Source organism: Methylobacterium sp. J-043 (assembly GCF_022829505.1).
Taxonomy (GTDB): Bacteria; Pseudomonadota; Alphaproteobacteria; order Rhizobiales; family Beijerinckiaceae; genus Methylobacterium; species Methylobacterium extorquens_A.
Window position 1 is genome coordinate 38,861 of the sequence record NZ_JAKSYB010000056.1, and the last position, 24,123, is coordinate 62,983.

Below are 24,123 nucleotides of genomic sequence, written 5' to 3' on the forward strand. Positions count from 1 at the left end.
AACCGTCGCATGATCTCACGCCGCAACGCGCTCGCCGCCGCCGCGACCCTGCTCTGCGCTTCCGCCGCCTGGGCCGAGCCGACGATCGGGCTCGCCGAGCGCCGGGCCATCGCCGCCTATCGCGAGAGCCGTTACCCGGCGCAGGAGAAGGCGATTCAGGAGGCCGCGGGCTTTCCCGTGCCGGTCGAGGTGGCGTGGGACCAGATCACTCTTCCCGGTGACGCGAAGTACTATGCCGACGAGGGCTATTTCGAGAAGACGATCTTCGAGCCGATCGCCGCGGGGCTGAAGGAAGTCGGCAAGGACAAGATGGGCCGCGAGGCTTTGCAGGCGAAGCTGAAGTCGATCCGCATCCGCTTCGACGAGAAGACGGCGCCGGCCTCGAACTACCCCAACGGACTCAAGTTCGACGGCGGTGTCCTCGATGTGAACTGGCGGCCCTTCTCGAACGTCGCCGACTTCAAGGACCGGGTGGCGGCAGTGGTGCAGGTGCTGGAAAAGAACCTGTGATCCCGTCGGTCCGGTACGGGTGCTGCGGCTTCGCGCCCCTGCTCGCCCTGTGCGGCGCGGCCGCCGCCGAGCCGCTGCCGCGCTCGGGCGTCTACGACAGCATGACCCTGGCGGTGGAGGGCGAGGCCGTCTCCGGCGTCTTCGTCGAGGAGCGCGGCGGGGCCGGCGGGGGGGCGTCCTTCAGCTGCATCTTCCTGTTGCGGGGCCGGCTCTCGGGCCTGCGCGCTGAGGTCGAGACGTGGTTTCCGGGCGAGCCGGAGCGCATCCGCGGCAACCTCGCCTTCACGCCGGAGGGGGCCGCGCTGACGCTCGCCGAGGATCACGGCGGCTGCCCGATGACCAAGGGCAGCATGACGGCCAAGCCCTACACGCTCCTGCGCGAGGCGGATGAGCCAGCGCAGGGCTGGCGCGGCGTCGCCCTTGTCACCGCCCGGCGTGCCCGATTCCGGCCCGAGCCGGGTCCGGCCCCGGAGCGCGGCGCCTACCTCGTGCGCCACGATCCCGTGGCGATTCTGGAGCGGCGGGACGGCTGGGTGCGGGCGCTCTACCGGCGCGGCGCAAAGCCGATCACGGGTTGGCTGCCGGAGGCCGACCTCGCCCTGGCCGCTGCGCCCTGAGGCGCCGCGGCCGATCACTCCGCGGGCTGAGGCCCCCCCACCGCAAAGGTTTGCATGAGGTTCGCCATGCTCCGCTTCCCCCTTCCCACCCTCGTTGGGCTGGCGCTCGCGGGCGTTCCCGCCGCCTCCGCGCAGACCCCGCCAGCCGCCGCACCGCCGCGCCTTCCGACCACCTGGGAGGCGATCGACCAGCCGATGAGCACCCTCCTGAACGGCGGTCACCGCATCGTCTCGGCCACCGGCCCGAGCTTCACCCTGGAACGGCAGGGCAAGTACGTCGTCTGCGAGGTTCGTCCTCCGGGTGGCCTGCGCGGCAACGCGGAGGCGACCTCGACCTGCTACCGCGTGAACTGAGGCCCGCCGTGAACGATCGCACGAACGACCGCCTGCACGCACGCTTCGACGAACTCTGGGCCCGGACGGTGCGGACGGACGCTGCCGAGGCGGCGTGGCGGGCGCTCGATGCCGGCTACGGGGAGGCCGGGCGCCACTATCACGACTGGCGCCACATCGCGGACCTGCTCGAAGGGCACGACGCGGTGCGGGCGCTTCCGGACTTCGCCGGGCTCGATCACGACGCGATCGATCTCGCGATCTTCTTTCACGATGCGGTCTACGACACCGCCCGCACCGACAACGAAGCCCGCAGCGCCGCATTGCTGCTGACCCATGCCGGACCGGCCGCGGAATCCGGTCCGATCCGGGCGGCCGAGGCGATGATCCGGGCGACCGCCGCGCACGCGCCGAGCGACGACGCGGCCACGCGGCTGATGCTCGACCTCGATCTCGCGGTGCTGGGCGCGCCCCGTCCGGTCTATGAGGCTTATGCGGCGGCGATCCGGCGCGAATACGCTGCGGTTCCGGAAGTGGCGTGGCGGTTCGGCCGCGCGGGCGTCGTCGACCGTTTCCTCGCCCGGCCCAACCTCTACCAGACTGGCCCCTTTCGCGACCGCTCCGAGACGGCCGCCCGAGCCAACCTCGCGGCCGAGGCGGACACGCTCCGGGCCGGCCATGCCGGCGAAGGGGCGTGAGAGATGCCTTCGTGCAGGCCTGGGCCAACTCTTGCCCGGCGCCGTCGGCATCTCGATCGGGTGGTGCTGAGCACGGCCTGTTCCGCGCTCATCTTTTTGACTTTACCGCACTCCGATCCAGGCGGATCGTCTCTATCGGCCCGGTCCAATCGCCGGCCCAAGCCTGAGGCTCAATCGCCAGGTGTCCAGTTGATCTTGGGCTTCTGCGATAGGATCCGCTCGAAGTAATTGGCCACCGCTTGCGCGCCGTCCGCATGCATCATGGCAACCGGATGCGCGAGGTAGGCCCGGGCCAGATCGAGCGGGATCTCGCCCGCTTGGAGCGCAGTGAGCACCGCGTCGATGAAGGCGTCGTTGGCCTCGTTGAAGTCGCCCGACAGTTTCTTACGATCGTTCAGGGCTTTGATCGGCATTGTGTGGCGGTTCCTGTCGCTGGGGCGAGCCGCGCTCCAGCCGCTCCCGTCGGAATGCCCTACTCTCGGCAGACCGAGCCAGCCAGCCCGGATGTGCGAATCGGCGCGTTACCGCCTGTCGCCCGCACGATGCCTCCGTGGTTCCCTGCGACGGGGTGCCGACATGCAGCCCGAAATGCAGCGAAGAGCGCCTGACAGAACCGTCTGATCTGAGCGAGGGTGATGAGGCTTGCCGCGAGGCTGGTGAAGGCCTGGTAGATGTCGGCGCGGGGCTCGTCGCGGACGGGCAGGCGGCGGAATCCGTTGAACCACGCGTGGTTGCGCGCGGCGACCCAGCGGTGGCGCCCGAGCCTCTCGCTGTTTTGGATACCCTTGGGGGCGATGCGCGGAACGATCCCGCGCGCTCGGCACTCTTGCTCAGCACTTTTGCCGACGCACCTTGGCATCGTAGGCCTGGTCGGCGTGCAGCTTGTCGGGGCGCCGACGTCGCCGGCCGCGTCGGCCCGTGCTCAGTGGCAGGTTGGCATCGAGGGTCGGCGCCAGCAACGGGCTGTCGTGCCGGGTGGCGCCCGTCAGCCTCATGCCGGGCGGCGTGCCGCGGGCGTCGGTGACGAGGCGGCGCTTCGTGCCCGGCTTGCCCCGGTCCGTCGGGTTCAGGCCGGTGGCAGGCCCCCTTTATGGATGGCCCGCCCTTCACCGGCTTCCACAGCCAGGGCTTCTCTCTGAGCCACGGGTGCTGACTGTGTCTCACGAGCCGCCCAACTGAGCGGCGTCCGCAACGGCGTTTGGCGGTGGTGTCGAACCGCATGATGGTCGAACCGGCAGCCGGGCCTTCCTCCACCGGTTGGCCCGGTGGTCCCCAGGAAAGTTCGGTGGAAACCGGGGATGGTGTCGCAGAACAGGAACCGCTGGCAGGCCGTGCGGCGTTCCTGGCAGCTGACCCCTGAAGTCGTTCGACGGAACAGAAATGGCACAGCCCAGGACCGCCAAGCCCCGAGACGATCAGGATGCGAGCCCGGATGGCGGCGTCGCCCCGCTCGTCCCGACGGGAGCCCTGGCGGTGGCTCTGCTCGGTTTCGCGCAAGCCGCGCGGCCGTTGATCCACGTGGCCCGCGACGGGCGCCGCCTTGATGAGATCGCCGCGGTTCTGCGCGCGCTGGCGCCGGAGTGGACGGTGGCCGTCTTTCCCGAATGGGATTGCCTGCCCTTCGACCGCGCTTCGCCCTCGCGTGGGGTCATGGGCGCGCGCACCGGTGTGCTGCGCTGGCTGACCGATGACCGGGCGCAACCGGACATCGTCCTCACCACCGCCCCCGCGCTGTTGCAGCGCGTGCCCCCGCCGGAGACATGGGAATCGGCCCATATCGAGCTGCGCGTCGGCGAGCCGCTCGATCCGGAGCAGCTGACGGCACAACTGGCACGGCTCGGCTACATCCTCGACGATCGCGTCGATGAGCCCGGCGAGGTGGCGGTCCGGGGGCGAACCATGGACGTGTTCCCGGCCGCCGCACCGCTTCCCTGCCGGGTGGAGCATGACGGCGCGCGCATCACCGCGATCCGCTCCTACGATCCGGTGTCGCAGCGCTCGCGCGTCGAAACCGAGCGGCTGGTGATCGACCCGGCCACCGAAATCATTCTGGACCCGGATTCGAGCCACGCTCTGGAACCCTTCACCGGGCAGGAGCACCGGCTCGCCCGGTTCTATCCCGCGCTCGTGACGATGCTCGATTACGTGCCCGAGGCGCGTCTCGTGGTCGAGGCCGGGGTGGAAGAGCGGGCCGCTGCGTTCTTCGAGCAGATCGCCGAGGGCCGAGAGGCGGAAGGAGCGGTATTACCTTCCGGGAGCCGGCGGGATGACCGATCCCCACGGAAGCCCGCACCGGATCTCTATCTCGCGCCCGGGGAATGGGCCAAACTGGTCGAAGCACGCAGTCTCGCGGCGGCGACGAGCGCCGAGGCGGAACGGATCGCAGGGCCGGTTTTCACCCGCGAGCGCCGCCCCGAGGCCTCCTTTTCCAAAGCCCTGCGTGCTGCGCTGAAAGCGGGTGAGCGCGTCGTGCTCGCCGGCCCCAAGGCGCCGCTGCGCCGCCTCGTGCGGGCGGCCGCCGCGGTCGACGAGCGGACCGTGCGCCTGATCGATGCCTGGGCCGAGGTCGAGACGGCGGAGCCCGGCGCGATGCTGGCGCTCGAAGTGCCGGTCGAGGCGGGATTCCACCTGCCGGAGGCCGGCGCGACGGTGATCGCCGCGGCCGACCTGTTCGGGGCCCTGGCGGCGGGAGCGGGGCGGCGGGCCGCCGTGCTGCCGATCGGCGAGGTCGAGCTGCGAGTCGGCGATGTCGCGATCGACCGCGATCACGGCCTTTGCCTGTTCGAAGGGCTGGAGGCGATCCGCGGTGGCGAGGCGGACGAGGAGGATGCCCTGCGCCTGCGGTTCGCCGACGATGCCATCCTCATGGTGCCGGTGAGCCAGGCCGACCGGATCTGGCGCTACGGCTCGGAGATCGAGGCCGTGACCCTCGACCGGCTCGACGGCGGCACCTGGGCCCGGCGGCGCCTGGAGGCGGAGGCGACGCTCGCCAGGGCAGCGCGGACGATGCTGACCGCTGCGGAGGAGCGCCGCAAGGCGCATGCGCCGCAGATCGTGCCGCCGGAGCGCGAGATGGAGCGCTTCGCCGCCGGCTTCGGCTTCCCGCTCACCGGCGATCAGGCCGGGGCGGTGGAGGAGACGCTGGCCGATCTCGCCCGCGAGATCCCGATGGACCGGCTCGTCTGCGGCGATGTCGGCTTCGGCAAGACCGAGGTGGCCCTGCGCGCTGCCGCTGCGGCGATCTTTGCCGGACGGCAGGTCGCCGTCATGGCGCCGACGACGGTGCTGGTGCGCCAGCATGTCGAGACATTCCGGCGGCGGTTTGCCCGGTTCGGCATCGAGGTGGCGCACCTGTCGCGCCTCGTCTCTCCCGCCGAGGCCAAGCGGGTGAAGCAGGGCTTGGCCGATGGCCGCGTGCGTCTCGTCGTCGGCACCCAGGCACTCGCCGGGCGCGGCGTGTCGTTCCACGATCTCGGCCTTGCCATCATCGACGAGGAGCAGCGCTTTGGCGCCAAGACCAAGGCGAGTTTGCGCAAGGCGGCGGGCGATGCCCACATCCTCACCTTGAGCGCGACGCCGATCCCGCGCACGCTCCAAGCGGCGATGGTCGGCCTGCAGAGCCTCAGCGTGATCGCCACGCCCCCGGCGGTGCGCCAGCCGATCCGTACGGTCATCGCCCCCTTCGAGGAGACGACGCTGGCCGCGGCCCTGCGGCGCGAGCAGCGCCGGGGTGGGCAGAGCTTCGTGGTCTGTCCGCGCATCGAGGACATCGCGCCGATGGCCAAGCGCCTGCGCACACTCGTGCCGGGGCTCGACGTGGTGACGGCGCATGGCGAGATGAAGCCGGCCGCGATGGACGACGCGATGGTGCGCTTCGCCGACGGCGCGGGCGACGTGCTGCTCGCCACCAGCATCATCGAGAGCGGGCTCGACGTGCCGCGTGCCAACACCATGCTGGTCTGGGACGCGGAGCGGTTCGGCCTCGCACAACTGCACCAGTTGCGCGGCCGCGTCGGGCGCGGGCAGCGGCGCGGGGTGGTGTATCTGTTCGGGCATCCCGACAAGCCGCTGAGCCCCGCGACGGAGAAGCGGCTGCGGACGCTGGAGGCCCTCGATCGGCTCGGTGCAGGCTTTGCCATCTCCGCCCGCGACCTCGACCTGCGCGGGGCGGGCGACCTCGTCGGCGACGATCAATCCGGCCACGTCAAGCTCGTGGGGCTCGGCCTCTACCAGCACCTGTTGCAACTGGCCCTGCGTGCGGCCAAGGGCGAGGCGGCCGAGGATTGGAGCCCGGAGGTGCGGATCGGCCTGAGCGGGCGTGTGCCCGCCGACTACATCCCCGAACCCGAAATCCGCCTGAGCCTCTACACCCGACTCCTGCGCCTACGCGCCGAGGCCGAGATCGATGCCCTGCGCGACGAGATCGAGGACCGCTTCGGGCCCCTGCCGGAATCGGTGGACGCACTGTTCACCCTGGCGCGCCTGCGGATCGGATGCCTCGCCCTCGGCATCGTCCGCCTCAGCGGCGGCCCGCAGGGGATCGCGACCGATTTTCATCCCGACAGGCTGGCGCCGGTGATCCCGGTCTCCGAGGAGATGACGGTTCGGGATAAACGAATCGTCATCCGTGGGGGCTGTGACGACGGGGTCGAGCGCGGCGCCCGCGCCGCCGTCTTCCTGCGCCGTCTCCAGGAAGCCCGCGACCGGCGTGGCTGATCGGTGATCGCATGAACGGAAGCCCTCCCGGTTGCCGAAACCGGGAGGGCACGAGGCGGGGAAGGCCGCGTGTTTGGAAAATGAACTAGGTGTACGGTCCCGGAATGTGGTGTGACGGATTGAGCCTGAAGCGCTCGGGCTCTTTCGTCCAGATCTGGCAGATGAACTCGTAGGGTGTCAGACCCCGCAGCGTCTTGAGGCGGCGGGCGTGGTTGTAGGCATCCACGAAGAGTTGCAGGTGAGCTCTCAGCTGCTCGTGGCTGTCGTAGTGGTAGCGCTTGACCGTCGCGTCCTTGATCGTGCGGTTCATTCGCTCGACCTGACCGTTGGTCCAGGGATGGTTCACCTTGGTCAGCCGGTGCTCGATGTTGTTCTCGGCGCAGGCAAGCTCGAAGCTGTTGACCTGACCGGCTGGCTTTGGCCCTGGCTGATTGAGAGGATCAGCCAGGACCGGAGGAGTTGGTAATGAAGCGAGGTCAGAAGACGAGCGCGGGGCAGGTTGTGCTCAAGCTGCGGCAAATCGAAGTGCAGACAGCGCAGGGCAAGCGTTTGGCTTTGGCTTGCAAGGAGGCGTCCTTTGGCCTGCTGCCGGTTTGGTGGACACCGTCCTAAGCTAACTGGGCACGGTTTTCGAACTCGACAGGGCAGACGTAGCCCAAGGTCGAGTGGCGCCGCGCCGGGTTGTAGAAGCGTTCGATGTAATCGAACACGTCCGCGCGCGCCTCGCGAACCCGAGCATCCAAGTGAAGAAGGCGGATCGGTAGGCCGGCTGATCGAACAACTGCGCGGCGTCGGCGCACGACGTCAGGCCAAAGCCGGCGGCGTTCGCGCCTTCGGCTCTGCGGGGTGCTGCGGCGAGGCAGCCGCACAGGGCCGGCGCCGCGCGCCGCAGAATCAGCCGCGGCCGCCTCGAGCGCCGGAGTGACACTGTCGTGACACCAATCCTGCCAGCGGCAGGGCCGTCGTCAGCTAAGTCATTGAGAAGATTGGCGCACCCGACACGATTCGAACGTGTGACCTTTGCCTTCGGAGGGCAACGCTCTATCCAGCTGAGCTACGGGTGCTGACCGTGGTGCGTGAGTAGCCCAACTGGAGGCGCCGCGCAACGGGGCTGTGCGGGGTGATGAAATGCCCTGATCGTTCAAAGGGATGGCAGCGTGCCCTCCTCAGGCAAAGGTCACACCTTCGAATCGTGTCGGGTGCGCAAGGGGTGGTGGAGGGGCCGCACAAGCGCCGGCAATGTGTCCGCGGATGCGGACGGCCTGCGGCCTGGGTGAGGCGCGTGTGCCGCGAGCGCGCCGCTGGGCTTCTGGTGGGATCATCGAGCGATCGCGACGACGGCTCGAGCACGCAGCGGAGCACCAGACAGTCTCCACAGCACGGGCAACTGAGGATGCGAATCCGCTAGCCAGGATCAAACGCCTGTGCTGGATTGACGAGCGTGAAGGCCGCTCGGCGCTCGAACGTCGGCGCTTACCTCAGTAATGCGGTTTCGGTTTGCAACCGTCCCTGAATCCCGACGCTGCGGCGCGACCGCGGATCACGGCAGGCGATCTGGCTCGAGGCATCCTCCGCCTCGTGCCGGGGCAGCGTATGGTCGTTGTGGGGACGGGCCTCGAAGGCATCGCTGCCCTCGTCTCGGAAGCCTCTGATAGCAGCCGCGGCGCACTCTTGATCTCGTGCGAAGGACTTCCAGCGGTGTCGGCCATCGTCGACCGGCTGCTCGATGACCTTGCCGAACTGGCGCTCCATCGCTGGCCACGCTGGCACGGTCGGGGCGATGGCGTCGATCCGGTCGCGGCTGATCCCTGGCTGAAGGCAGCTGCGAAGCGCGCCCGGCTCGGCCATGCTCCACGCTTCCGACGGATGGCTCACACGCTCGAATTCGGCCGGCTGCTCGGGGCGATTGATCCGGCCGGTATCGTCCTGATCTGGGAGGTCGATCCCGCTTCGGCGATGCGAGCCCGGCCGGTGATCGAGGCGCTGGAATGGTGCCTCCGGCATGGGGCTGCCGTGGTGGTGGCTTTGACCGTGGAGCCAGCGGAGACGGCACCTTACGACCGGATTCTCTACGGCGCCTTCGACTTGGTCCGGGAGGAGCGTGCGGCGGTCGCGCGCTTCATCGCACCGGCCGGAACGCACCATGCCAGCGAGATCGAGCGACGGGTCGCGGCGGCCTTGGAACAGGACGCCGAGCTTGCGGGTCTTTTCGCCTGCAATGCGTCGGTGCCGGTTGGCGCCTGGGGTGCGCGACCGCGTGTCGACTTGTTCTGCCACGCCCATCGCGTCGTCGTGGAACTCGACGGGCCTGAGCACCGGAGCGAACCGAAGTTCGGCAATGACCGCCACCGCGACTACGAACTGCTGACTGCGGGCTACCTCGTGCTGCGCCTGACCAACGAGCAGGTTGCGATCGACCTGCCGCTGGCGATCGAGAAGATCCGCGCCGTCGTTCATCTGCGGCGCGGCACGAGCGAGGATGAGCGATGAGTGGAACGCCGACACCGAAACAGGCCTTGATCCTCTGGTGTCTCCTTGGCCGGCACGGCAGCGCCCTACAGAGCGCCCTCGTGCCGCGGGTAGACAAAGCGGACCGCGAGGCGCTGATCGTCGACCGCTATCTCGAGGCCGAGCGTCAGGGGCGCTCGCTGCGGCTGACCGTCACCGACAAGGGCTGGGCCTGGGCGGGTGGGCACATGCGTGAGCCCCTGCCGCCGAGTTTCCGGGTGCTGCAGGACTGGCTGGAGCGGATGCAGGCCGATCTCGCCGCAACAGGCAGGACACTCGCCGAGCTTGTGGGAACGCCACCTGAGGAACCGGCACCCACTGTGCCGCAGCCGCGCACGCACGCGCGCAAGACCGCCTCCAAGGGATCGAAGAAGCCCACTCCGAAGCAGCTCCGAGCTCGGATCGAGAGCGCCTATCTCGCGTTGACGGGCGGCGAGCGGGCCAAGGCCGTGCGCCTGAGCGCCCTGCGCGCCCATCTCAGTGATCTCAACCGCGCGACGGTCGATGCCGGGCTTGCCGTCATCCTGCGTGGCGATCCGACGGCGCGGCTGAGTCAGTTCAGCGATCCCAAATCGCTCGATAGCGCCGAGCGCGAGGCGGCGTTCAGTCCGGCGGGCGAGCCCTTTCACATCATCTGGATCCAGTCATGAGCGATGCCCTCGACGCCCTGCGTGGGGTCGATTTCGACTGGGTGCGCACGCTCGACAGCATCTGGATCGACACGCCGCCGACGGGCGGCCCGAACGAGCGGCTCGCCCCGGAGATCATCGCCGAGCTGCACCGCAAGGCGCAGGCTCCGGCCGACCGCGCCGCGGGCCGCGTGCTCGTTGGGCAATCCGGTGTCGGCAAAACCCATCTTGTCGGGCAACTGCGGCAGGAAGTCTGGCGCAGGGGCGGCTGGTTCGTTCCCCTCGACGTGCTCGGGCTCACGGATTTCTGGCGCAGCGCGGCTTTGAGCTTCGTCACCGCCCTGCTGCAGACGATGCCGGACGGGCGGCGGCAATCGGACGCCGTCCTCGCCGGCGTGGCGCGCCGCTTCGGCGTCGAGGTCCAAGTTGAGGCCGCGTTCAACACCCCGAACATGGATGCACGCCGAATCGTCGACGTGCTGGTGCGCGCGTTGATGAGCGTGGACGCGCCCCGCGCGCTCAAGCATCTCGACGTCTTCCGCGCGCTCTGCCTGCTGCGCTCGCAGGATTTCAGTGTGGTCGGTCTCGCCCATGCCTGGCTGCAGGGTTACGAGGCCGATCCGGCGGAGCGGGCTGCTCTCGGTTTCCGGACGCCGCCGCCCGCGCCGGTCGAACTCGTGCGCGGCATGTGCTGGATCATGGCACTCAGCGGCCCGACGCTCGTTGCCGTCGATCAGATCGACGGCCTCATCGAAACGAGCCGACTGGCGGCCGAGGACGGGATCGAGGCGGAAGCCGGTCTGGCCGAGGTGCTTGCCGCGGGCCTCCTCGAACTCCACATCGTCTGCGACCGCAGCATGACGGTGGTGACCTGCCTGCAGGAATCCTGGCTGCGCCTCTGCGCTCGCGCCATGACACCCGTGCTGCAGCGCTTCGCCGAGCCGGTCGGCCTTGTCGGCATGAACGAGCGGGCCGCCGCCATCGCGCTCATCGCCGGCCGGTTGGGGCCGGCTTATGCAGGGGCGGATTTCGCGGCAGTATCTCCGACATGGCCGTTCAGCGAGCGAGCCATCGCCGAGGCGTCGGACTCGGCCATGATGCCGCGCACGCTGCTGATGCGCTGCGACGCCTTCCGCCGCCGCTGTCTCGCGGCAGGCGCTGTTTCCGTCTGTGACAGCCTCGTCGAGACCTCGGGAGCCGCGGCACCCCCACCTCCGGATGCCGAGTTCGACCTCGCCGCCGCATACGAGCGGGCCGACATCGCGGGCATCCGCGGCGACGAGGACATTTGGCTCGGGCAGGTGCTGCGCGACGCCTTCGACCTCTACGCCCTGGAGGACGACCCCGACGACGCGCTCGACGTCGCGAGCAAGGGGGAGCCGGACCAGAAGATTCCGCCGCTGCACGGCCGGCTGATCTTCATCCACCGGAACGAGAACGACCGCGAGCGGCACGTTTGTTATCGGGCGCTCCAGCACCAGAACGCCATCGCGTTCCAAGCCCGCTTGCGCGCGGCGCTCACGGCCTCGGGCATCTCGGCGCGCATCCCCGACCGGGCGCTGCTGCTGGTGCGGCGCGGGCCGATGCCCGGCGGTGGCAAGACGCGCCAACTCGTCGAGGCCTTCACGGCAGCCGGCGGTCTGTTGATCGACCCCGCGGACGAGGATCTACGAGTCTTCGTTGCCCTGCGCGATCTTCGCAGGCGGGCGCAGGACGAGGGCACCTCCGATCGGTTCGAACGCTGGCTTCGCGCCGAGCAGCCGGTCGTGCGCACCGCGCTTTTTCAAACCGCTGGTCTCGCGCACGGCTCGAGCCGTGTCGAAGCCCCCTCAACCGTCGATGCGCCGGCTCCTCTAGCGCCGGCCGCCCCGCCCTCTGGCGACGCAAAGGGCATGATTACGGCCGCGGTCGCTCGACCTTCCGGCATCGTGGAGACCTCCGCCGCTCCGACGACGCCCCCGGCTGGACCCGCCGATACGATCCCGACCGATCGCGCCCCGCCGCCGGAACGTCCGAGCGCACCGGAGGCAATCCCGGTCGGGCACCGCCTCGCACCGGACGCGCCCGGCGTTAGCCTGCCGCTGCGCCTGCTGCCCCGGCACACCGCGATCATCGCCGGCTCAGGCTCCGGCAAGACCGTGCTCCTGCGCCGCCTCGTGGAGGAGGCCGCGCTGGCCGGGCTTCCGGCCATCGTGATCGATCCCAACAACGACCTCTCACGCCTCGGCACGCCTTGGCCCAAGCGGCCGAAGGGGTTTTCCGACGAGGATGACCGCAAGGCCGCCGCCTACCATGCCCAGGTCGAGGTCGTGGTGTGGACGCCGGGCGTGCATGCCGGCAATCCGCTCTTCCTCTCCGTTCTGCCCGACTTCTCGGACCTGACCGGGGACCGCGACGAGCGCCAACAGGCGATCGAGATGGCAGCCGAAACTCTCGGACCGCTCGCTGGTGCCAAGACGAACCTGCTGCGTGGCGTGCTGGCCGGCGCGCTCCATCACTTCGCCGACCGAGGCGGCGGCAAGCTGGCCGACTTCACCGCCCTGCTGGCCGACCTGCCCGACGGGATCAGCCCCATCGGCAATGCCGCACGGCTCGGGGCCGGCATGGCGGACCAGCTTCACGCCGCCGTGGCGACCAATCCACTGCTCAAGGTCGATGGCACGGTGCTCGACCCGCGGCATCTGTTCTTCGGGCCGGACCCGACCCGCACCCGCATCTCCGTCATCAACCTGTCGGGGCTGGGCTCGGACGCAGCTCGCGAGGATTTCGTGAACCGCCTGCAGATGACCCTGTTCGGCTGGATCAAGAAGAACCCCTCGCCCCGCGGCATGCTTTACGTGGTCGACGAGGCGCAGACCTTCCTACCCGCGCAGAAGAGCTCGCCGAGCCTCGGCAGTGGCATCAAGCTAGTGGCGCAGGGGCGCAAATACGGGCTCGGGATGATCGTGGCGACGCAGGTGCCGCGTGGCATCCACAATCAGGTCGTCTCGAATTGCACCACGCAGTTCTTCGGCCGGCAGAGCGCGCCCGCAACCATCGCGGCGGCCCAGGAGATCATCGCCGCGAATGGCGGCGCGGCGTTAGACATCGGCAAGCTCGGCGCGGGCGAGTTCTACTTCGCGACGGAGGGCTCGGGACGACCGGCCAAGCTGCGCACGCCGATCTGTCTGAGCTACCATCCGGCCAACCCGCCAACACCCGAAGAGGTTGTTCGGCAGGCCAGGGACTCGGTGGAGCGGGCAGAGTCCCGTCCGAAACCATAGATGGCGGTCACCATTACTCGAGTGGATCCTGGCATGACCTTCTTCCGGCAAAGGAGACAGCCTCAAATCGTGGCGGGTGCGCCGTATGCAGCGGAGAGGTGGCTCGATCGAGCGATGTGTCCCCGGATGCGGACGGCGTGCGCTGTCGAGGAGCATGCGCGGGGTAACCGTCGCCGATCATGTCCAGATAGGTCTTGTGCCCGTCGCTGCGCGGCTGGGCGCTCGTGAAGTAGCCCTGAGTCAGGGGCTGACGCGAGACGGCGGAAGCGGGTTGAGGCGGCACCGTTGCGGTGTGGCCCGGATGAGGTAGCGAAAACTAACAACTCTAGAACCTGTCTCAACGGTCGCCTCGCGCATGGGCGTCCTGGTCTCCTCCGGCGCCGACCGAGGCCCTGCGGGCGGTCGTGCGCGTCTCGCTGAGCGCCTTCCCGAAGCCGGACGCGTCGTCCTAGAGCAGCGGGCCGGGGACCGTCCTGGCGCGGCCAGCCGGTCAGATCGGCTGGCCGAGGATGCCGAGGATGGTGCGGCGCAGGCGCACCAGTTCGGGATCGTCGCGGTGGCGCGGATAGGGCAGATCGACGGACAGGTCCGCGCGGATCGCCGCCGGGCGGTCGGACAGCACGATCACCCGCTCGGCCAGCACCAGCGCCTCCTCGACGTCGTGGGTGACGAGGAGCGCAGTGAAGCGCGTCTCCCGCCACAGGCGCAGGATCTCGGCCTGGAGCGCCAGCCGGGTCAGGGCGTCGAGCTTTCCGAGCGGCTCGTCGAGCAGCAGCAGGCGCGGCGCGTTCACCAGCGCGCGGGCGAGCGCTGCGCGCTGGGCCATGCCGCCGGAGAGCTGGTGGGGAAACACCTCGGCGAAGCCGTCGAGCCCGACGAGGCGGAGCGCAGCTTCGACCTTGGCCGCGCGCTCCGATTTCGCGACGCCGCGAGCCTCTAGCCCCAGCCTCACGTTCCCCTGCACGGTGCGCCAGGGATAGAGCGTCGGGTCCTGGAACACGAGGAGGCGCGAGGGGTCGGGGCCTTCGACCCGCCGGCCATCGACGGCGATGCGGCCCGCACCCGGCGGCTCCAGCCCGGCGACGAGGCGCAAGAGGGTGGACTTGCCGCAGCCGGAGGGGCCGAGCAGGGCCACGAAGCCGCCCGGCGCCACGTCAAGGGAGATGCGGTCGAGGACGGGCAGCGCCGCGCCGCGGATGTCGAAGGCGTGGGAGACGGCCTCGACCGCGAGGCGCGATCCGGCGGCGGCCGTGGCGGGGCGTTCGAGCGTTGCGGCTACCATTGCACAAGCCCCTTCTGCCAGGAGAGCACCCGGTCGCGCAGCGAGAACAGCAGGGAAATGAGCCCGGAGCACATCAGCGCCATCACGATCAGCGCGGCGTAGAGGTTGGCGTAGGCCGCCCAGCCTTGAGCCCATTGTAGGTACCAGCCGAGGCCGGCCTTCACGCCGAGCATCTCGGCCACAACCAGCACGGCGAACGAGCCGCCGAGGCCCATGAAAAGCCCGACGAAGACATGCGGCAGCGCCGCCGGCACGGCGACCCGCAGCACGAGGAAGGCGGGTGAGGCCCCGAGCGTGCGCGCCACGTCGAAATAGGCCTTGTTGACCCCGGCTACCCCCGACCACGTCAGCACCGTGACCGGGAAGCCGGTGGCGAGGGCGATCAGGAAAGTGCTGGCCGACCACGAGGAGGGAAACACGAAGAAGGCGAGCGGTAGCCACGCGGTCGCGGGCAGCGGCCCGACGAAGCGCAGCACTGGGTGCGCCCAATAGCCCACCGCCTTCGACCAGCCGATGGCGACTCCCAGCACGAAGCCGAGGCTGGCGCCGATGAGATAGCCGCCCGCGAGCAGCTTCAGCGAGGCCAGGATGCTGCCGCCGAGCCGGGGCCAGTCGTCGAGAAAGACCTCAAGGATCGCCTGCGGCGGCGGGAAGAACGGCATCGGCAGCAGCGCGAACTTCGCCGTGATCAGCTCCCAGGCGAGGAAGCCCAGCGCCACGAGCGTCAACCAGGGCGCCCAATGCGCGAGCGAGGCCCCGCCCCGGCCGAGGCGGCCTGAGAGGGCGGCGAGCGGCGCCAGGACGAGCCCGAAGGCGAGTGCCCCGGCGGCGAAGGTCGCGGTGTAGGGGAAGTCGCCCTCTTCCGGCAGGGCGTAGGTCACCGCTGCCAGCGCGAGCCACGCCGCCCCGAGGGCGAGCGCCCGCAGCGGCGGGCCTGGGAGGCGCGCCACAGTGGGCAAGGTGCCGGCGAAACCGGTGAGACTGGCCATGGGGGCGCACCTAGCTCAGCACGTCGGCGTAGACGCGCTCGGCGAACTTGGCCGTGTCGGTCGAGCGCTTGAGGACGTTCACCTGTTTCAGTTCGTCGCCGTAGAGCACGAGCTGGCGCTTGAGGTCGGTGCCGACCGGGCGGTCGCCATGGTGCTGGCTCCGCAGCATCGCGGCTAGATCCTCGACCGAGCCCCGTCCGCCGTAACCGGAGAAGATGCGGGCGGCGTCCTCCGGGTCCGCGTGGACGCGGTGGCCTGCCTCCAACACCGCGCGGGTGAGCGCGGTGGCCGCCGTGCGATCGTTGCGGATCAGGCTGCCCCGCACGGCGACCACGCAGCAGGTACGGTCGGCGTAGTCGCCGGACAGGTTGGTGGCGACCTCGGTGAATTTCGGATCCTTCAGCCAGATCCATGTGCGCGGATCGGAATCGGCAAGTGCGTGCGCCTCGCCCTTCTCGACCGCGAGGTTGAGGAGGTCGGCCGGATAGGGCCGCCACTCGACGCCGGTCTCGGGATCGATGCCGGCCTTGGCGAGCAGCAGGGCGAAAAAGTTCTTGGCCGGACTGGCGTGATCGCTGATCGCGATGGTCTTGCCCTTGAGCGCGGCGATGTCGGTGATGCCGGCCGATTTCGCCCCAAGCAGGCGCAGGCAGCCGCCGTGCAGGCCGGCAGTGATCTTCACGTCGAAACCCTGCTCCAGGGGTTTCAGCCAGCGCAGCGCCATGCCGATGCCGGCATCCGCCTTGCCGGTGGCGATGGCCTCCAAGAGCGCCTCGGTCGAGCCGCCGAAATTGACGAACTCCACGTCGAGCCCGTGGGCGGCGAAGATGCCGCGCTCCTTGGCCAGCGGCGCGGCGGCGGTGCAGATCGCGGTGGCGTTCCAGGCGAGCTTGATCGGTTTCAGCGGGCCGGCAGCCCCCTCCGCGGCGGTGGGGCGGCAGATCGGGCCGGGGTCGAACGGCACTGGGCCGGGCCCCCAGGCCCGCACGCCACTCATCCCGAACCCGAGCGGCAAGGCCGCCGTCGCGGCGCCCGCGCGCAGCAGGAACCGGCGCGACGGCAGAAGGCCGGGACGCTGGGGCTCGTCGGTCATGGTCGTCTCCGAGTAGGGCACGCGCGCGGACATCCGCCCGGTGAGCCGGGACGGCGTGGCGCATCGATATGGGGGGCGGCCTCGTTGTTCGGACCGATGTATTCAATCTTCAATCGCGCGCCGGCGAAGTCAATCGAAGCATCTTCCCAAGATGGGCCGGGTCTTGCGATGGAATTTCTCGGAGACGGTTCGGGCGAGAAGATTTTCCATTCAAAGGGTCGGCCCGGCGGCAGGCCGACCTGAGGCATCGAACATCGGCGCCATACTCAAAGAGTATGTGGAGAGAGGCGCGGAGACTGCGTCCGCAGCAGATGTCCTGCGCGTCGGCGGCAGGGTGAAGCCTGATCTTCCGGGATTCCGAGGCGGGCAGGCAGAACCTCCTTCCGGCGGCTCCGACTTTGGAACCACGTTTCGTTGACCGCGCGAGGCCGCGCGCCGAGCATAGGGACACGGCCTGCCGATCGTCTCTGCACGCCGCCCGGCCGCCGCCCCAAGGCTCCTCAACCGCACCCCATGCTCCCTCGATGACCACGGCCGCCGCGCCCCTCGACACTGCCCGGACTCTCTCCGAGCGCTTTGCCGCGACGGCCGGCGAGCGCGACCGCAGCGGCGCCTTCCCGCACGCGCCCCTCGCGGCTTTGCGCGAGGCCGGCCTGATCGGGCTCGCCGTGCCGGAGCGGCTCGGCGGCGGCGGGGCCGGTCTGGCGCGGGCGGCGCAGGTGGTGGGGGCGGTCGGTGCGGGCGATCCGGCGGTCGCGCTCGTCCTGGCGATGACGCTGCTCCAGCACGGGCTGATCCATAGCGAGGGCACGCCCTGGCCGCGCGCGCTCGCCGACCGGGTCGGGCGGGAGGCCGCGGCGGACGGGGCCCTCATCAACGCGCTGCGGGTCGAGCCCGATCTTGGCACGCCCGCCCGCGGCGGCCTGCCGGCCACCATCGCCCGGCGCGACGGCGGCGACTGGCGCCTCACGGGGCGCAAGATCTATTCAACCGGCGCGCCGGGGCTCGCCTACGGCCTCGTCTTCGCCCGCACCGACGAGGCTGAGCCGCGGATCGGCAACTTTCTGGTGCCGATGTCCTCCCCCGGCCTTCGCATCGAGGAGACCTGGGATCATCTCGGCCTGCGCGCCTCGGGCAGCCACGACGTGGTGTTCGAGGATGTGCGCGTGCCGGGCGACCACGGGGTCGATCTGCGCCGCCCGGACGCGTGGCGCCGGCCCGATCCGCTGCAGCAGGCCTGGAGCTGCGCCCTGCTCGCCGCCCTCTACGACGGCGTCGCGCGGGCGGCGCAAGCGTGGTTCGCGCGCTTCCTGCACGAGCGCATTCCCGAAAACCTCGGCGCGCCGCTCGCCAGCCTGCCGCGCTTCCACGAGGCCGTCGGCGAGAACGAGCGGCTGCTCTCCGTCAACGCCCGGCTGGTGGCGAGCCTCGCCACCGAGACCGATGCCGGCGCGCCGCCCGCGCCGCAGGAGGCCGGCTTCGTCAAGCTGACGGTGACCGAGAACGCGATCCAGGCGGTGCAGCGGGTCGCTGAGCTGTGCGGCAACGTCGCGCTCTCGCGAAAGCATCCGCTGGAACGGCACCTGCGCGACGTCCTGTGCGCGCGCATCCACTGGCCGCAGGGCGACGCGGTGCGGGTCGCCGCCGGCCGCGCCGCGCTCGGCCTTTAGACAAGGAGAACCCCATGAGCCTGCTGCCGCCCGACGCCACCGAGTTCATCGGCTTCGTCGCCCCGCACGAGGTCTCCGAGTCGCGCGCCCCGCGCGGACCATCCATCGAGCCCGAGTACCTGCGGCGGCTGGCGCAGGCGCACGAGCGCGGCGGCTTCGACCGGGTGCTGGTGGCCTTCTACGCGACGGCGCCCGACCCGCTGCTGATCGCCGCCGAGATCGCCGCCGCGACGCAGCGGATCGGGCTGATGATCGCCCACCGCACCGGCTTCACCGCGCCGACCGTCGCGGCGCGGCAGTTCGCGACGCTGGACCGGCTCACCGGCGGGCGGGTGGCGATCCACGCGATCAGCGGTGGCGACGACCGCGATCTCGCCCGCGACGGCGACCACCTCACCAAGGACGAGCGCTACGCCCGCACCCGGGAGTTCCTCGACATCCTGCGCCTGTCGTGGACCTCGGACACGCCGTTCGACTACGCGGGGACACATTACCGGATTGAGGGCGGCTTCTCCGAGGTGAAGCCGGTGACGACGATTCCGGTCTATTTCGGCGGCGCCTCGCCCGCCGCGCTCGCGGTGGCGGGCCGGCACGCCGACACCTACGCCCTGTGGGGCGAGACCCACGCCCAGGTGCACGAGCTGATCGGCCGGGTGCGGGCGGCGGCCGCCCCGCACGGGCGGGCGCCCCGCTTCAGCCTGTCGCTGCGGCCGATCCTGGCCGAGACCGAGGAGCGGGCCTGGGCGCGGGCGGAAACCATCCTCGCCGAGACCCGGCGGCTGCGCGCCGCCCGCGGCCTCGGGCCGGCGGCGACACCGCAGAACGAGGGCTCGCGCCGGCTGCTCGCGGCGGCGGCGGAAGGCCCGCGTCTCGACAAGCGGCTCTACACCGCGATCGCCGCCGAGACCGGAGCGTCGGGCAACTCGACGGCGCTGGTCGGCACGCCCGAGCAGGTCGCCGACGCGCTGCTCGACTATCACGATCTCGGCGTGCGGACCTTCCTGATCCGCGGCTTCGACCCGCTGGAGGATGCGGTCCAGTACGGGCGCGACTTGCTGCCCGCCTTCAAGGATTTGCTTGCCCGGCGCGGGGCCAAGGCGGCGGCCGCGTGATGGCCCGCCTCCTCGTCCTGATCGCGCTGGCGTTCGCCGCTCTCGCCCCGGCTTGCGCGGAAGAGACGTTGCGCGTCGGCGACCAGCGCGGCAACGCCCGCGCCCTGATGGAGGCCGCGGGCGTGCTCGACGGCCTGCCCTACCGGCTCGAATGGAGCGAGTTTCCGGCCGCGGCTCCGCTGCTGGAGGCGCTGAACGCGGGGGTCATCGATGCGGGCGGGGTTGGCGACGCGCCCTTCACTTTTGCTGCCGCCGCGGGCGTGCCGGTCAAGGCGTTCCTGGCCTTCCGCAACCGGCAGGACGGGCTCGCCATCCTCGTGCGGCCCGATTCCGCGATCCGCAGCGTGAAAGACCTCGTGGGGAAGCGCATCGCCACGAACCGCGGCTCGATCGGCCATCAGGTGGTGCTGGCCGCGCTTGAAGAGGCAGGTCTGCCCGCGGACGGCGTGCAGTTCCGGTTTCTGCCCCCGGCCGACGCCAAGCTGGCGCTGACCTCCGGCGCCGTCGATGCGTGGTCGACCTGGGAGCCCTACACCTCCGCGGCCGAACTCGCGGGCCTCGTCCGGGTCGTTCGCGACGGCAACGGCATCACGCCGGGGCTCAGCTACGCGGTGGCGAACGAGGCCGCGCTCAAGACCAAGCGCGCGCTGCTCGCCGACTACGCCGCCCGCCTCGCCAAGGCGCGGGCCTGGGCTCTGACCGATCCGGCGCCCTACGCGGCAGTGTGGTCGCGGCTGATCGGCCTGCCCGAGGCGGTGCCGCTGCGCTGGTTCGGGCGGGCGCAGTACCGCACCGTGCCGATCGACGACGGCGTGATCGCGGACGAACAACGCATCATCGACCTCTACGTCCGCGCCGGCCTGATCCCGGCGGCCCGCGCGCCGCGCGCCGAGGCGATCCTCGACACCGGATTTTCGGATGCGCTCGCCGCCGTGCGATGATCGCGCAGGAGATTGCACCATGCACGACATTGGCGACAGCCACAGCCACCACCACGAGCCCCACGCTCACGATCATGATCACGAAGCCGCTGCGCGCTGGAAGGACGACGGCGTGCGGGTGATCCCCGGCAACCGGCTCGATCCCAACACGGCGCAGACGCCGGGCATGTTCCGGCAAGCCGCGGTCAACGCCGCCCGCGTCGGCGCGCAGAAGATCTGGGCCGGCACGGTGGCGATCGAGCCCGACGCCAAGACGGGCGTGCATCACCACGGCGCGCTGGAAAGCGTGATCTATATCGTCTCCGGCCGCGCCCGGATGCGCTGGGGCGAGCGGCTCGAATACGTGGCCGAGGCCGGACCCGGCGACTTCATCTTCGTGCCGCCCTACGTCCCGCATCAGGAGATCAACGCCTCGACCGACGAGCCGCTGCACTGCGTGCTGGTGCGCTCGGACAACGAGGCGGTCGTGGTGAACCTCCCCGACGTCGAGGCGGCCGAGCGGCCCGAGACGGTCTACTGGGTCGATCCGATCCACAAGCAGCCATGAGGTGACGAGCGCGATACCCCTCCCCTTGCGGAGAGGAGCGCGCGCTCCGGCCGATGAGAGGATTGGAAAATACAAAATCTTCATGTGGCATGCTGAAATCAGATCAGCGCACGCACATGCCAAGAAACGCCGGCGACAGCGAATAAAATCGCTCAATATCGAAAAACAAAGAAACTCGCTTTCGTTGACTTCAAGTCGGATTGGCCGATCATCTTGGCTTGTTCTTCCCCAGGAGCCGCCGATGTCGAGCCAGACCCCCGCCTCCATCCACGCCGAGACGCTCGCGCTCCATGCCGGCTGGCGGGCCGATCCGCAGACCGGGTCGGTCGCGGTGCCGATCCACCAGACCACCTCCTACCAGTTCCGCGACACCGACCACGCCGAGAGCCTGTTCGCGCTGCAGGAGCTCGGCAACATCTACACCCGCGTCACCAACCCGACCGTCGATGTGCTGGAGCAGCGCCTCGCCGCGCTCGAAGGCGGGGCCGCGGCGCTGGCCCTCGCCTCCGGGCAGGCCGCCTCGGCGCTCAGTGTGCAGAACCTCGCGCGGGCGGGCGACAACATCGTTTCCTCGACCGACCTCTACGGCGGCACGTGGAACCTGTTCGCCCACACCTTGAGGGAACAGGGCATCGAGGTCCGCTTCGTCGATCCGGCCGACCCGCACAACTTTTCCCGCGCGACGGATGGGCGGACACGGGCCTACTACGCCGAGACCCTGCCGAACCCGAAGCTCACGGTCTTCCCCATCGCGGAAGTCGCGGCGATCGGCCGGCCGCTCGGCATCCCGCTCATCGTCGACAACACCGCAGCCCCCCTGCTGGCGCGGCCGCTCGATCACGGCGCGGCGGTCGTCGTCTACTCGACCACGAAATATCTCGGCGGCCACGGCATCGCCATCGGCGGGGCCATCGTCGATGGCGGGCGCTTCGATTGGGCAGCCCATCCCCACCGCCAGCCGGCGCTGAACACGCCGGACGACAGCTATCACGGCGCGGTCTGGACCGAGGCCGCGCAACCGATCGGCCCGATCGCCTACGCGCTGCGCGCCCGCGTGCGGCTCCTGCGCGATCTCGGCCCCGCGGTCTCCCCGCTCAACGCCTTCCTGACGTTGCAGGGCATCGAGACGCTGCCCCTGCGCATCGAGCGCCACAGCCGCAACGCGCAAGCCGTGGCCGACTGGCTCGGGCGGCGTCCCGAGGTCGCGCGGGTGATCCATCCCTCGGTCCAGACCGGCGCCGCCCGCGAGCGGGCCGACCGAACCCTGCAGGGCGGCTATGGCGGCCTCGTCGGGTTCGAGCTGGCGGCTGGCCGCGCCGCCGGGCGGCACTTCATCGATGCGCTCAAGCTATTCTATCACGTCGCGAATATCGGCGATGCCCGTAGCCTCGCGATCCATCCGGCCTCGACCACGCATTCGCAGCTCACCCCCGAGGAGCAGCGCGCCACCGGCGTCACCGACGGCTATGTCCGCCTCGCGGTCGGGCTGGAGCATCTCGACGACATTCTGGCCGATCTCGATCAGGCACTCGCCGCCGCCGGCTCCCTGGCGCGGGCGGCCTGAGATGGCGGCCTCGCTCCCGATCCTCGATCTCGCCCGCTTCGATGCGGGCGAGGCGGACAGAACATCCTTCCTCGATGACCTGCGGAGCGCCGCCCGCGAGGTCGGCTTCTTCTACCTCGTCGGTCACGGCATACCGGAGGGGAAGATCGCGGACGTGCACGCGTCGGCGCGGCACTTCTTCGCTCTGCCGGTGGGCGAGAAGCGGGCGGTCGCGATGGTGAACTCGCCCCATTTCCGCGGCTACACTGCCGCCGGCGACGAGATCACCCGCGGCCGGGCCGATTGGCGCGAGCAGTTCGACATCGGCGCCGAGCGCCCGGCGCTCCCGCGTGAGCCCGGCGCCCCGGCCTGGACGCGATTGCAGGGCCCGAATCTCTGGCCCGCGACCCTGCCGGCGCTGCGGCCCGAGCTGCTGGCGTGGCAGGAGGCGGTCACGGACGTCGGCATCCGCCTGCTCGAAGCCTTCGCCCTGGCGCTCGGCCAGCCTGCCGACGCCTTCGCGCCGATCTATGCGGGCGCGCCCAACCAGCACATCAAGATCATCCGCTATCCCGGCCGCGAGTCGACGCCCGACGACCAGGGTGTCGGCGCCCACAAGGATAGCGGCTTTCTCACCCTCCTCGTGCAGGACGGCGAGGGTGGCCTCGAGGTGGCGGACGAGGCGGGCGGCTGGATCGCGGCGACGCCTGTGCCGGGCGCCTTCGTGGTCAATGTCGGCGAACTCCTGGAACTCGCCTCGAACGGGTACCTGCGCGCGACCGTCCACCGGGTGGTGACGCCGCGGGCCGGGCGCGACCGTCTCTCGGTCGCCTTCTTCCTCGGCGCCCGCCACGACGCCACCGTGCCGCTCCTCGACCTGCCGCCCGCGCTTGCCGCCCAGGCCGGAGGGGCGGCGGGCGACCCCGACAACCCGCTCTTCCGCGAAGTCGGCCGCAACTACCTCAAAGGCCGCCTGCGCTCGCACCCGGACGTGGCAGCCGCCCACTACGCCGACCTGCTCGACAAAGAGGCGAAGGCCGCATGAGGGACTTCTTTGGCCGCATCCGCGCCGTCCTGCGCGCCGTTGCACTGCCTGCCGAGGCCGGCCCGCTCCCGCTCGCAGCGGGGGCGATGCTCGGCAACGATTGGCTGGCCCCGCATCTCGTCCGCCTGCCGGTCCGGGCACTGGGTACAGAGCGACGCTAGAGCATCGTCCTGGATATCGGATCCAGGACGATGCTCTAGCTTCTTGTTTTTGCGTCATTTTTTCTAAAAGCCGGCAGTCACCTTTCGGGATGATGCCCTAAAACCCCCAAATCCTGGGTCCGAGGGGCAAGCCCCTCGCGGGTCCAGGGCGGAGCCTTGGTCGGCGAAGCCATCCATGGGGCTCCGCCCTCACCCCGCCAAAGGGATGATCCCTTTGGGATCGCGGGATTGGCCGCCTCATACCAAATCCGGTTGATCCCTTCGGGATAGCGGATTTGGACGTCGCTCAGGCGCCGCGCGGGCTTGCTGTTACGGTCCCCGCTTTGATCAAGCGGCGACTGTATTGCGGGTCAAGCCATGAGGTTGCTTTCAGCGAAGGTTTTGTCGTCCTTGAGGAGGGCGTTGGCGAGGACGACGAGGCGTCGGCCGGTGGCGACGATGGCGACCTTGGCGGGTTTGCCTGCGT

At 70.1% G+C, this 24,123-nt stretch carries 20 protein-coding genes, 1 tRNA gene and 4 pseudogenes; 15 read left to right on the top strand and 10 right to left on the bottom strand.

Annotation, left to right across the window (positions count from 1 at the left end):
* The first annotated feature begins 9 nt into the window (after positions 1-9).
* From MKK50_RS14935 to MKK50_RS14950, 4 genes are all read left to right on the top strand, one after another.
* A complete protein-coding gene (locus MKK50_RS14935; protein ID WP_499023449.1) occupies positions 10-510 on the top strand; it encodes a hypothetical protein in 501 nt (166 codons plus the stop codon).
* On the top strand, positions 507-1,127 hold the full coding sequence (locus tag MKK50_RS14940; RefSeq protein WP_499023452.1) for a hypothetical protein: 621 nt from the start codon (positions 507-509) through the stop codon (positions 1,125-1,127). The genes MKK50_RS14935 and MKK50_RS14940 overlap by 4 nt, the downstream gene beginning before the upstream one ends.
* Positions 1,128-1,193: 66 nt before the next feature.
* Positions 1,194-1,481, top strand: a complete 288-nt coding sequence (locus tag MKK50_RS14945; protein WP_253373718.1) for a hypothetical protein — start codon at positions 1,194-1,196, stop codon at positions 1,479-1,481.
* An 8-nt stretch (positions 1,482-1,489) separates the two neighbouring features.
* The gene (locus MKK50_RS14950) at positions 1,490-2,158 is read left to right on the top strand and encodes an HD domain-containing protein (RefSeq protein WP_499023456.1); all 669 of its coding nucleotides are present in this window, start codon (positions 1,490-1,492) and stop codon (positions 2,156-2,158) included.
* Positions 2,159-2,328: 170 nt separating this feature from the next.
* Here the strand turns inward: MKK50_RS14950 and MKK50_RS14955 are convergent, their stop codons facing one another.
* Positions 2,329-2,571 (bottom strand): hypothetical protein, encoded by a 243-nt coding sequence (locus tag MKK50_RS14955; protein ID WP_015821983.1) that lies wholly within the window; start codon positions 2,569-2,571, stop codon positions 2,329-2,331.
* 194 nt (positions 2,572-2,765) lie between these two features.
* A pseudogene (locus MKK50_RS14960) lies at positions 2,766-3,243 on the bottom strand (transposase family protein); the annotation flags it as partial.
* A 295-nt stretch (positions 3,244-3,538) separates the two neighbouring features.
* Between MKK50_RS14960 and MKK50_RS14965 the strand changes: the two are divergent.
* Positions 3,539-6,874: a helicase-related protein gene (locus MKK50_RS14965; RefSeq protein ID WP_499023459.1), complete on the top strand. Its 3,336-nt coding sequence runs from the start codon at positions 3,539-3,541 to the stop codon at positions 6,872-6,874.
* An 85-nt stretch (positions 6,875-6,959) separates the two neighbouring features.
* Here the strand turns inward: MKK50_RS14965 and MKK50_RS14970 are convergent.
* The 4 genes and pseudogenes from MKK50_RS14970 to MKK50_RS14985 form a co-directional block, all read right to left on the bottom strand.
* Positions 6,960-7,268, bottom strand: a pseudogene (locus MKK50_RS14970) (integrase core domain-containing protein); the annotation flags it as partial.
* Between the two features lie 214 nt (positions 7,269-7,482).
* Positions 7,483-7,599 (bottom strand): annotated as a pseudogene (locus MKK50_RS14975) (IS3 family transposase); the annotation flags it as partial.
* 262 nt (positions 7,600-7,861) lie between these two features.
* Positions 7,862-7,938 (bottom strand) — tRNA-Arg (locus tag MKK50_RS14980).
* A 409-nt stretch (positions 7,939-8,347) separates the two neighbouring features.
* Positions 8,348-8,722 carry a hypothetical protein gene (locus MKK50_RS14985; RefSeq protein WP_499023461.1) on the bottom strand — a complete coding sequence of 125 codons (375 nt, stop codon included), beginning with the start codon at positions 8,720-8,722 and terminating at the stop codon, positions 8,348-8,350.
* An 18-nt stretch (positions 8,723-8,740) separates the two neighbouring features.
* Here MKK50_RS14985 and MKK50_RS14990 point away from each other — a divergent pair, with 18 nt between their 5' ends.
* Genes MKK50_RS14990 through MKK50_RS15000 form a run of 3 tightly spaced genes read left to right on the top strand, consistent with a single transcriptional unit; the run spans position 8,741 to position 13,274 of the window.
* On the top strand, positions 8,741-9,364 hold the full coding sequence (locus MKK50_RS14990) for an endonuclease domain-containing protein (RefSeq protein WP_499023463.1): 624 nt from the start codon (positions 8,741-8,743) through the stop codon (positions 9,362-9,364).
* Positions 9,361-10,032 carry a hypothetical protein gene (locus MKK50_RS14995; protein WP_499023465.1) on the top strand — a complete coding sequence of 224 codons (672 nt, stop codon included), beginning with the start codon at positions 9,361-9,363 and terminating at the stop codon, positions 10,030-10,032. Before MKK50_RS14990 ends, MKK50_RS14995 begins: the two co-directional genes overlap by 4 nt.
* Positions 10,029-13,274 carry a helicase HerA domain-containing protein gene (locus tag MKK50_RS15000; protein ID WP_499023468.1) on the top strand — a complete coding sequence of 1,082 codons (3,246 nt, stop codon included), beginning with the start codon at positions 10,029-10,031 and terminating at the stop codon, positions 13,272-13,274. The genes MKK50_RS14995 and MKK50_RS15000 overlap by 4 nt, the downstream gene beginning before the upstream one ends.
* A gap of 490 nt (positions 13,275-13,764) precedes the next feature.
* Here the strand turns inward: MKK50_RS15000 and MKK50_RS15005 are convergent, their stop codons facing one another.
* From MKK50_RS15005 to MKK50_RS15015, 3 genes are read right to left on the bottom strand one after another with little or no spacing between them, the layout of a single operon-like run.
* Positions 13,765-14,556 (bottom strand): ABC transporter ATP-binding protein, encoded by a 792-nt coding sequence (locus MKK50_RS15005; protein ID WP_253373740.1) that lies wholly within the window; start codon positions 14,554-14,556, stop codon positions 13,765-13,767.
* A complete protein-coding gene (locus MKK50_RS15010) occupies positions 14,550-15,545 on the bottom strand; it encodes an ABC transporter permease (protein WP_499023470.1) in 996 nt (331 codons plus the stop codon). The genes MKK50_RS15005 and MKK50_RS15010 overlap by 7 nt, the downstream gene beginning before the upstream one ends.
* A gap of 10 nt (positions 15,546-15,555) precedes the next feature.
* Complete coding sequence (locus tag MKK50_RS15015; protein ID WP_499023473.1) at positions 15,556-16,638, bottom strand: ABC transporter substrate-binding protein; 1,083 nt, start codon at positions 16,636-16,638, stop codon at positions 15,556-15,558.
* A 524-nt stretch (positions 16,639-17,162) separates the two neighbouring features.
* Between MKK50_RS15015 and MKK50_RS15020 the strand changes: the two genes are divergently transcribed.
* The 7 genes from MKK50_RS15020 (at position 17,163) to MKK50_RS15050 (ending at position 23,657) form a co-directional block, all read left to right on the top strand.
* Positions 17,163-18,308, top strand: coding sequence for an acyl-CoA dehydrogenase family protein (locus MKK50_RS15020; protein ID WP_499023474.1), 1,146 nt, complete (start codon positions 17,163-17,165; stop codon positions 18,306-18,308).
* Between the two features lie 14 nt (positions 18,309-18,322).
* Positions 18,323-19,420, top strand: a complete 1,098-nt coding sequence (locus MKK50_RS15025; RefSeq protein ID WP_499023475.1) for an LLM class flavin-dependent oxidoreductase — start codon at positions 18,323-18,325, stop codon at positions 19,418-19,420.
* A complete protein-coding gene (locus MKK50_RS15030; RefSeq protein WP_499023478.1) occupies positions 19,420-20,361 on the top strand; it encodes an ABC transporter substrate-binding protein in 942 nt (313 codons plus the stop codon). Before MKK50_RS15025 ends, MKK50_RS15030 begins: the two co-directional genes overlap by 1 nt.
* Before the next feature lie 19 nt (positions 20,362-20,380).
* The gene (locus MKK50_RS15035; RefSeq protein WP_499023480.1) at positions 20,381-20,908 is read left to right on the top strand and encodes a cupin domain-containing protein; all 528 of its coding nucleotides are present in this window, start codon (positions 20,381-20,383) and stop codon (positions 20,906-20,908) included.
* Between the two features lie 241 nt (positions 20,909-21,149).
* Positions 21,150-22,472, top strand: coding sequence for an O-acetylhomoserine aminocarboxypropyltransferase/cysteine synthase family protein (locus MKK50_RS15040; protein ID WP_499023483.1), 1,323 nt, complete (start codon positions 21,150-21,152; stop codon positions 22,470-22,472).
* 1 nt (position 22,473) lies between these two features.
* Positions 22,474-23,496, top strand: coding sequence for an isopenicillin N synthase family dioxygenase (locus tag MKK50_RS15045; RefSeq protein WP_499023485.1), 1,023 nt, complete (start codon positions 22,474-22,476; stop codon positions 23,494-23,496).
* Entirely contained in the window at positions 23,493-23,657 is a 165-nt protein-coding gene (locus MKK50_RS15050) for a hypothetical protein (protein ID WP_253373749.1), read from the top strand. The genes MKK50_RS15045 and MKK50_RS15050 overlap by 4 nt, the downstream gene beginning before the upstream one ends.
* A 356-nt stretch (positions 23,658-24,013) precedes the next feature.
* On the opposite strand, the pseudogene MKK50_RS15055 reads toward MKK50_RS15050, so the two are convergent.
* Positions 24,014-24,123 (bottom strand): annotated as a pseudogene (locus tag MKK50_RS15055) (IS110 family transposase); the annotation flags it as partial.

What these genes read in the sequence shown, in the direction of transcription:
- MKK50_RS15020 (WP_499023474.1), top strand. Translation starts at nt 17,163, where the DNA reads ATGACCACGGCCGCCGCGCCCCTCGACACTGCCCGGACTCTCTCCGAG.
- MKK50_RS15030 (WP_499023478.1), top strand. Translation starts at nt 19,420, where the DNA reads ATGGCCCGCCTCCTCGTCCTGATCGCGCTGGCGTTCGCCGCTCTCGCC.
- MKK50_RS15025 (WP_499023475.1), top strand. Translation starts at nt 18,323, where the DNA reads ATGAGCCTGCTGCCGCCCGACGCCACCGAGTTCATCGGCTTCGTCGCC.
- MKK50_RS14985 (WP_499023461.1), bottom strand. Translation starts at nt 8,722, where the DNA reads ATGGCCGAGCCGGGCGCGCTTCGCAGCTGCCTTCAGCCAGGGATCAGC.
- MKK50_RS14990 (WP_499023463.1), top strand. Translation starts at nt 8,741, where the DNA reads ATGGCTCACACGCTCGAATTCGGCCGGCTGCTCGGGGCGATTGATCCG.
- MKK50_RS15000 (WP_499023468.1), top strand. Translation starts at nt 10,029, where the DNA reads ATGAGCGATGCCCTCGACGCCCTGCGTGGGGTCGATTTCGACTGGGTG.
- MKK50_RS15005 (WP_253373740.1), bottom strand. Translation starts at nt 14,556, where the DNA reads ATGGTAGCCGCAACGCTCGAACGCCCCGCCACGGCCGCCGCCGGATCG.
- MKK50_RS15050 (WP_253373749.1), top strand. Translation starts at nt 23,493, where the DNA reads ATGAGGGACTTCTTTGGCCGCATCCGCGCCGTCCTGCGCGCCGTTGCA.
- MKK50_RS14995 (WP_499023465.1), top strand. Translation starts at nt 9,361, where the DNA reads ATGAGTGGAACGCCGACACCGAAACAGGCCTTGATCCTCTGGTGTCTC.
- MKK50_RS14945 (WP_253373718.1), top strand. Translation starts at nt 1,194, where the DNA reads ATGCTCCGCTTCCCCCTTCCCACCCTCGTTGGGCTGGCGCTCGCGGGC.
- MKK50_RS15045 (WP_499023485.1), top strand. Translation starts at nt 22,474, where the DNA reads ATGGCGGCCTCGCTCCCGATCCTCGATCTCGCCCGCTTCGATGCGGGC.
- MKK50_RS15015 (WP_499023473.1), bottom strand. Translation starts at nt 16,638, where the DNA reads ATGACCGACGAGCCCCAGCGTCCCGGCCTTCTGCCGTCGCGCCGGTTC.
- MKK50_RS15035 (WP_499023480.1), top strand. Translation starts at nt 20,381, where the DNA reads ATGCACGACATTGGCGACAGCCACAGCCACCACCACGAGCCCCACGCT.
- MKK50_RS14935 (WP_499023449.1), top strand. Translation starts at nt 10, where the DNA reads ATGATCTCACGCCGCAACGCGCTCGCCGCCGCCGCGACCCTGCTCTGC.
- MKK50_RS15010 (WP_499023470.1), bottom strand. Translation starts at nt 15,545, where the DNA reads ATGGCCAGTCTCACCGGTTTCGCCGGCACCTTGCCCACTGTGGCGCGC.
- MKK50_RS14955 (WP_015821983.1), bottom strand. Translation starts at nt 2,571, where the DNA reads ATGCCGATCAAAGCCCTGAACGATCGTAAGAAACTGTCGGGCGACTTC.
- MKK50_RS14965 (WP_499023459.1), top strand. Translation starts at nt 3,539, where the DNA reads ATGGCACAGCCCAGGACCGCCAAGCCCCGAGACGATCAGGATGCGAGC.
- MKK50_RS15040 (WP_499023483.1), top strand. Translation starts at nt 21,150, where the DNA reads ATGTCGAGCCAGACCCCCGCCTCCATCCACGCCGAGACGCTCGCGCTC.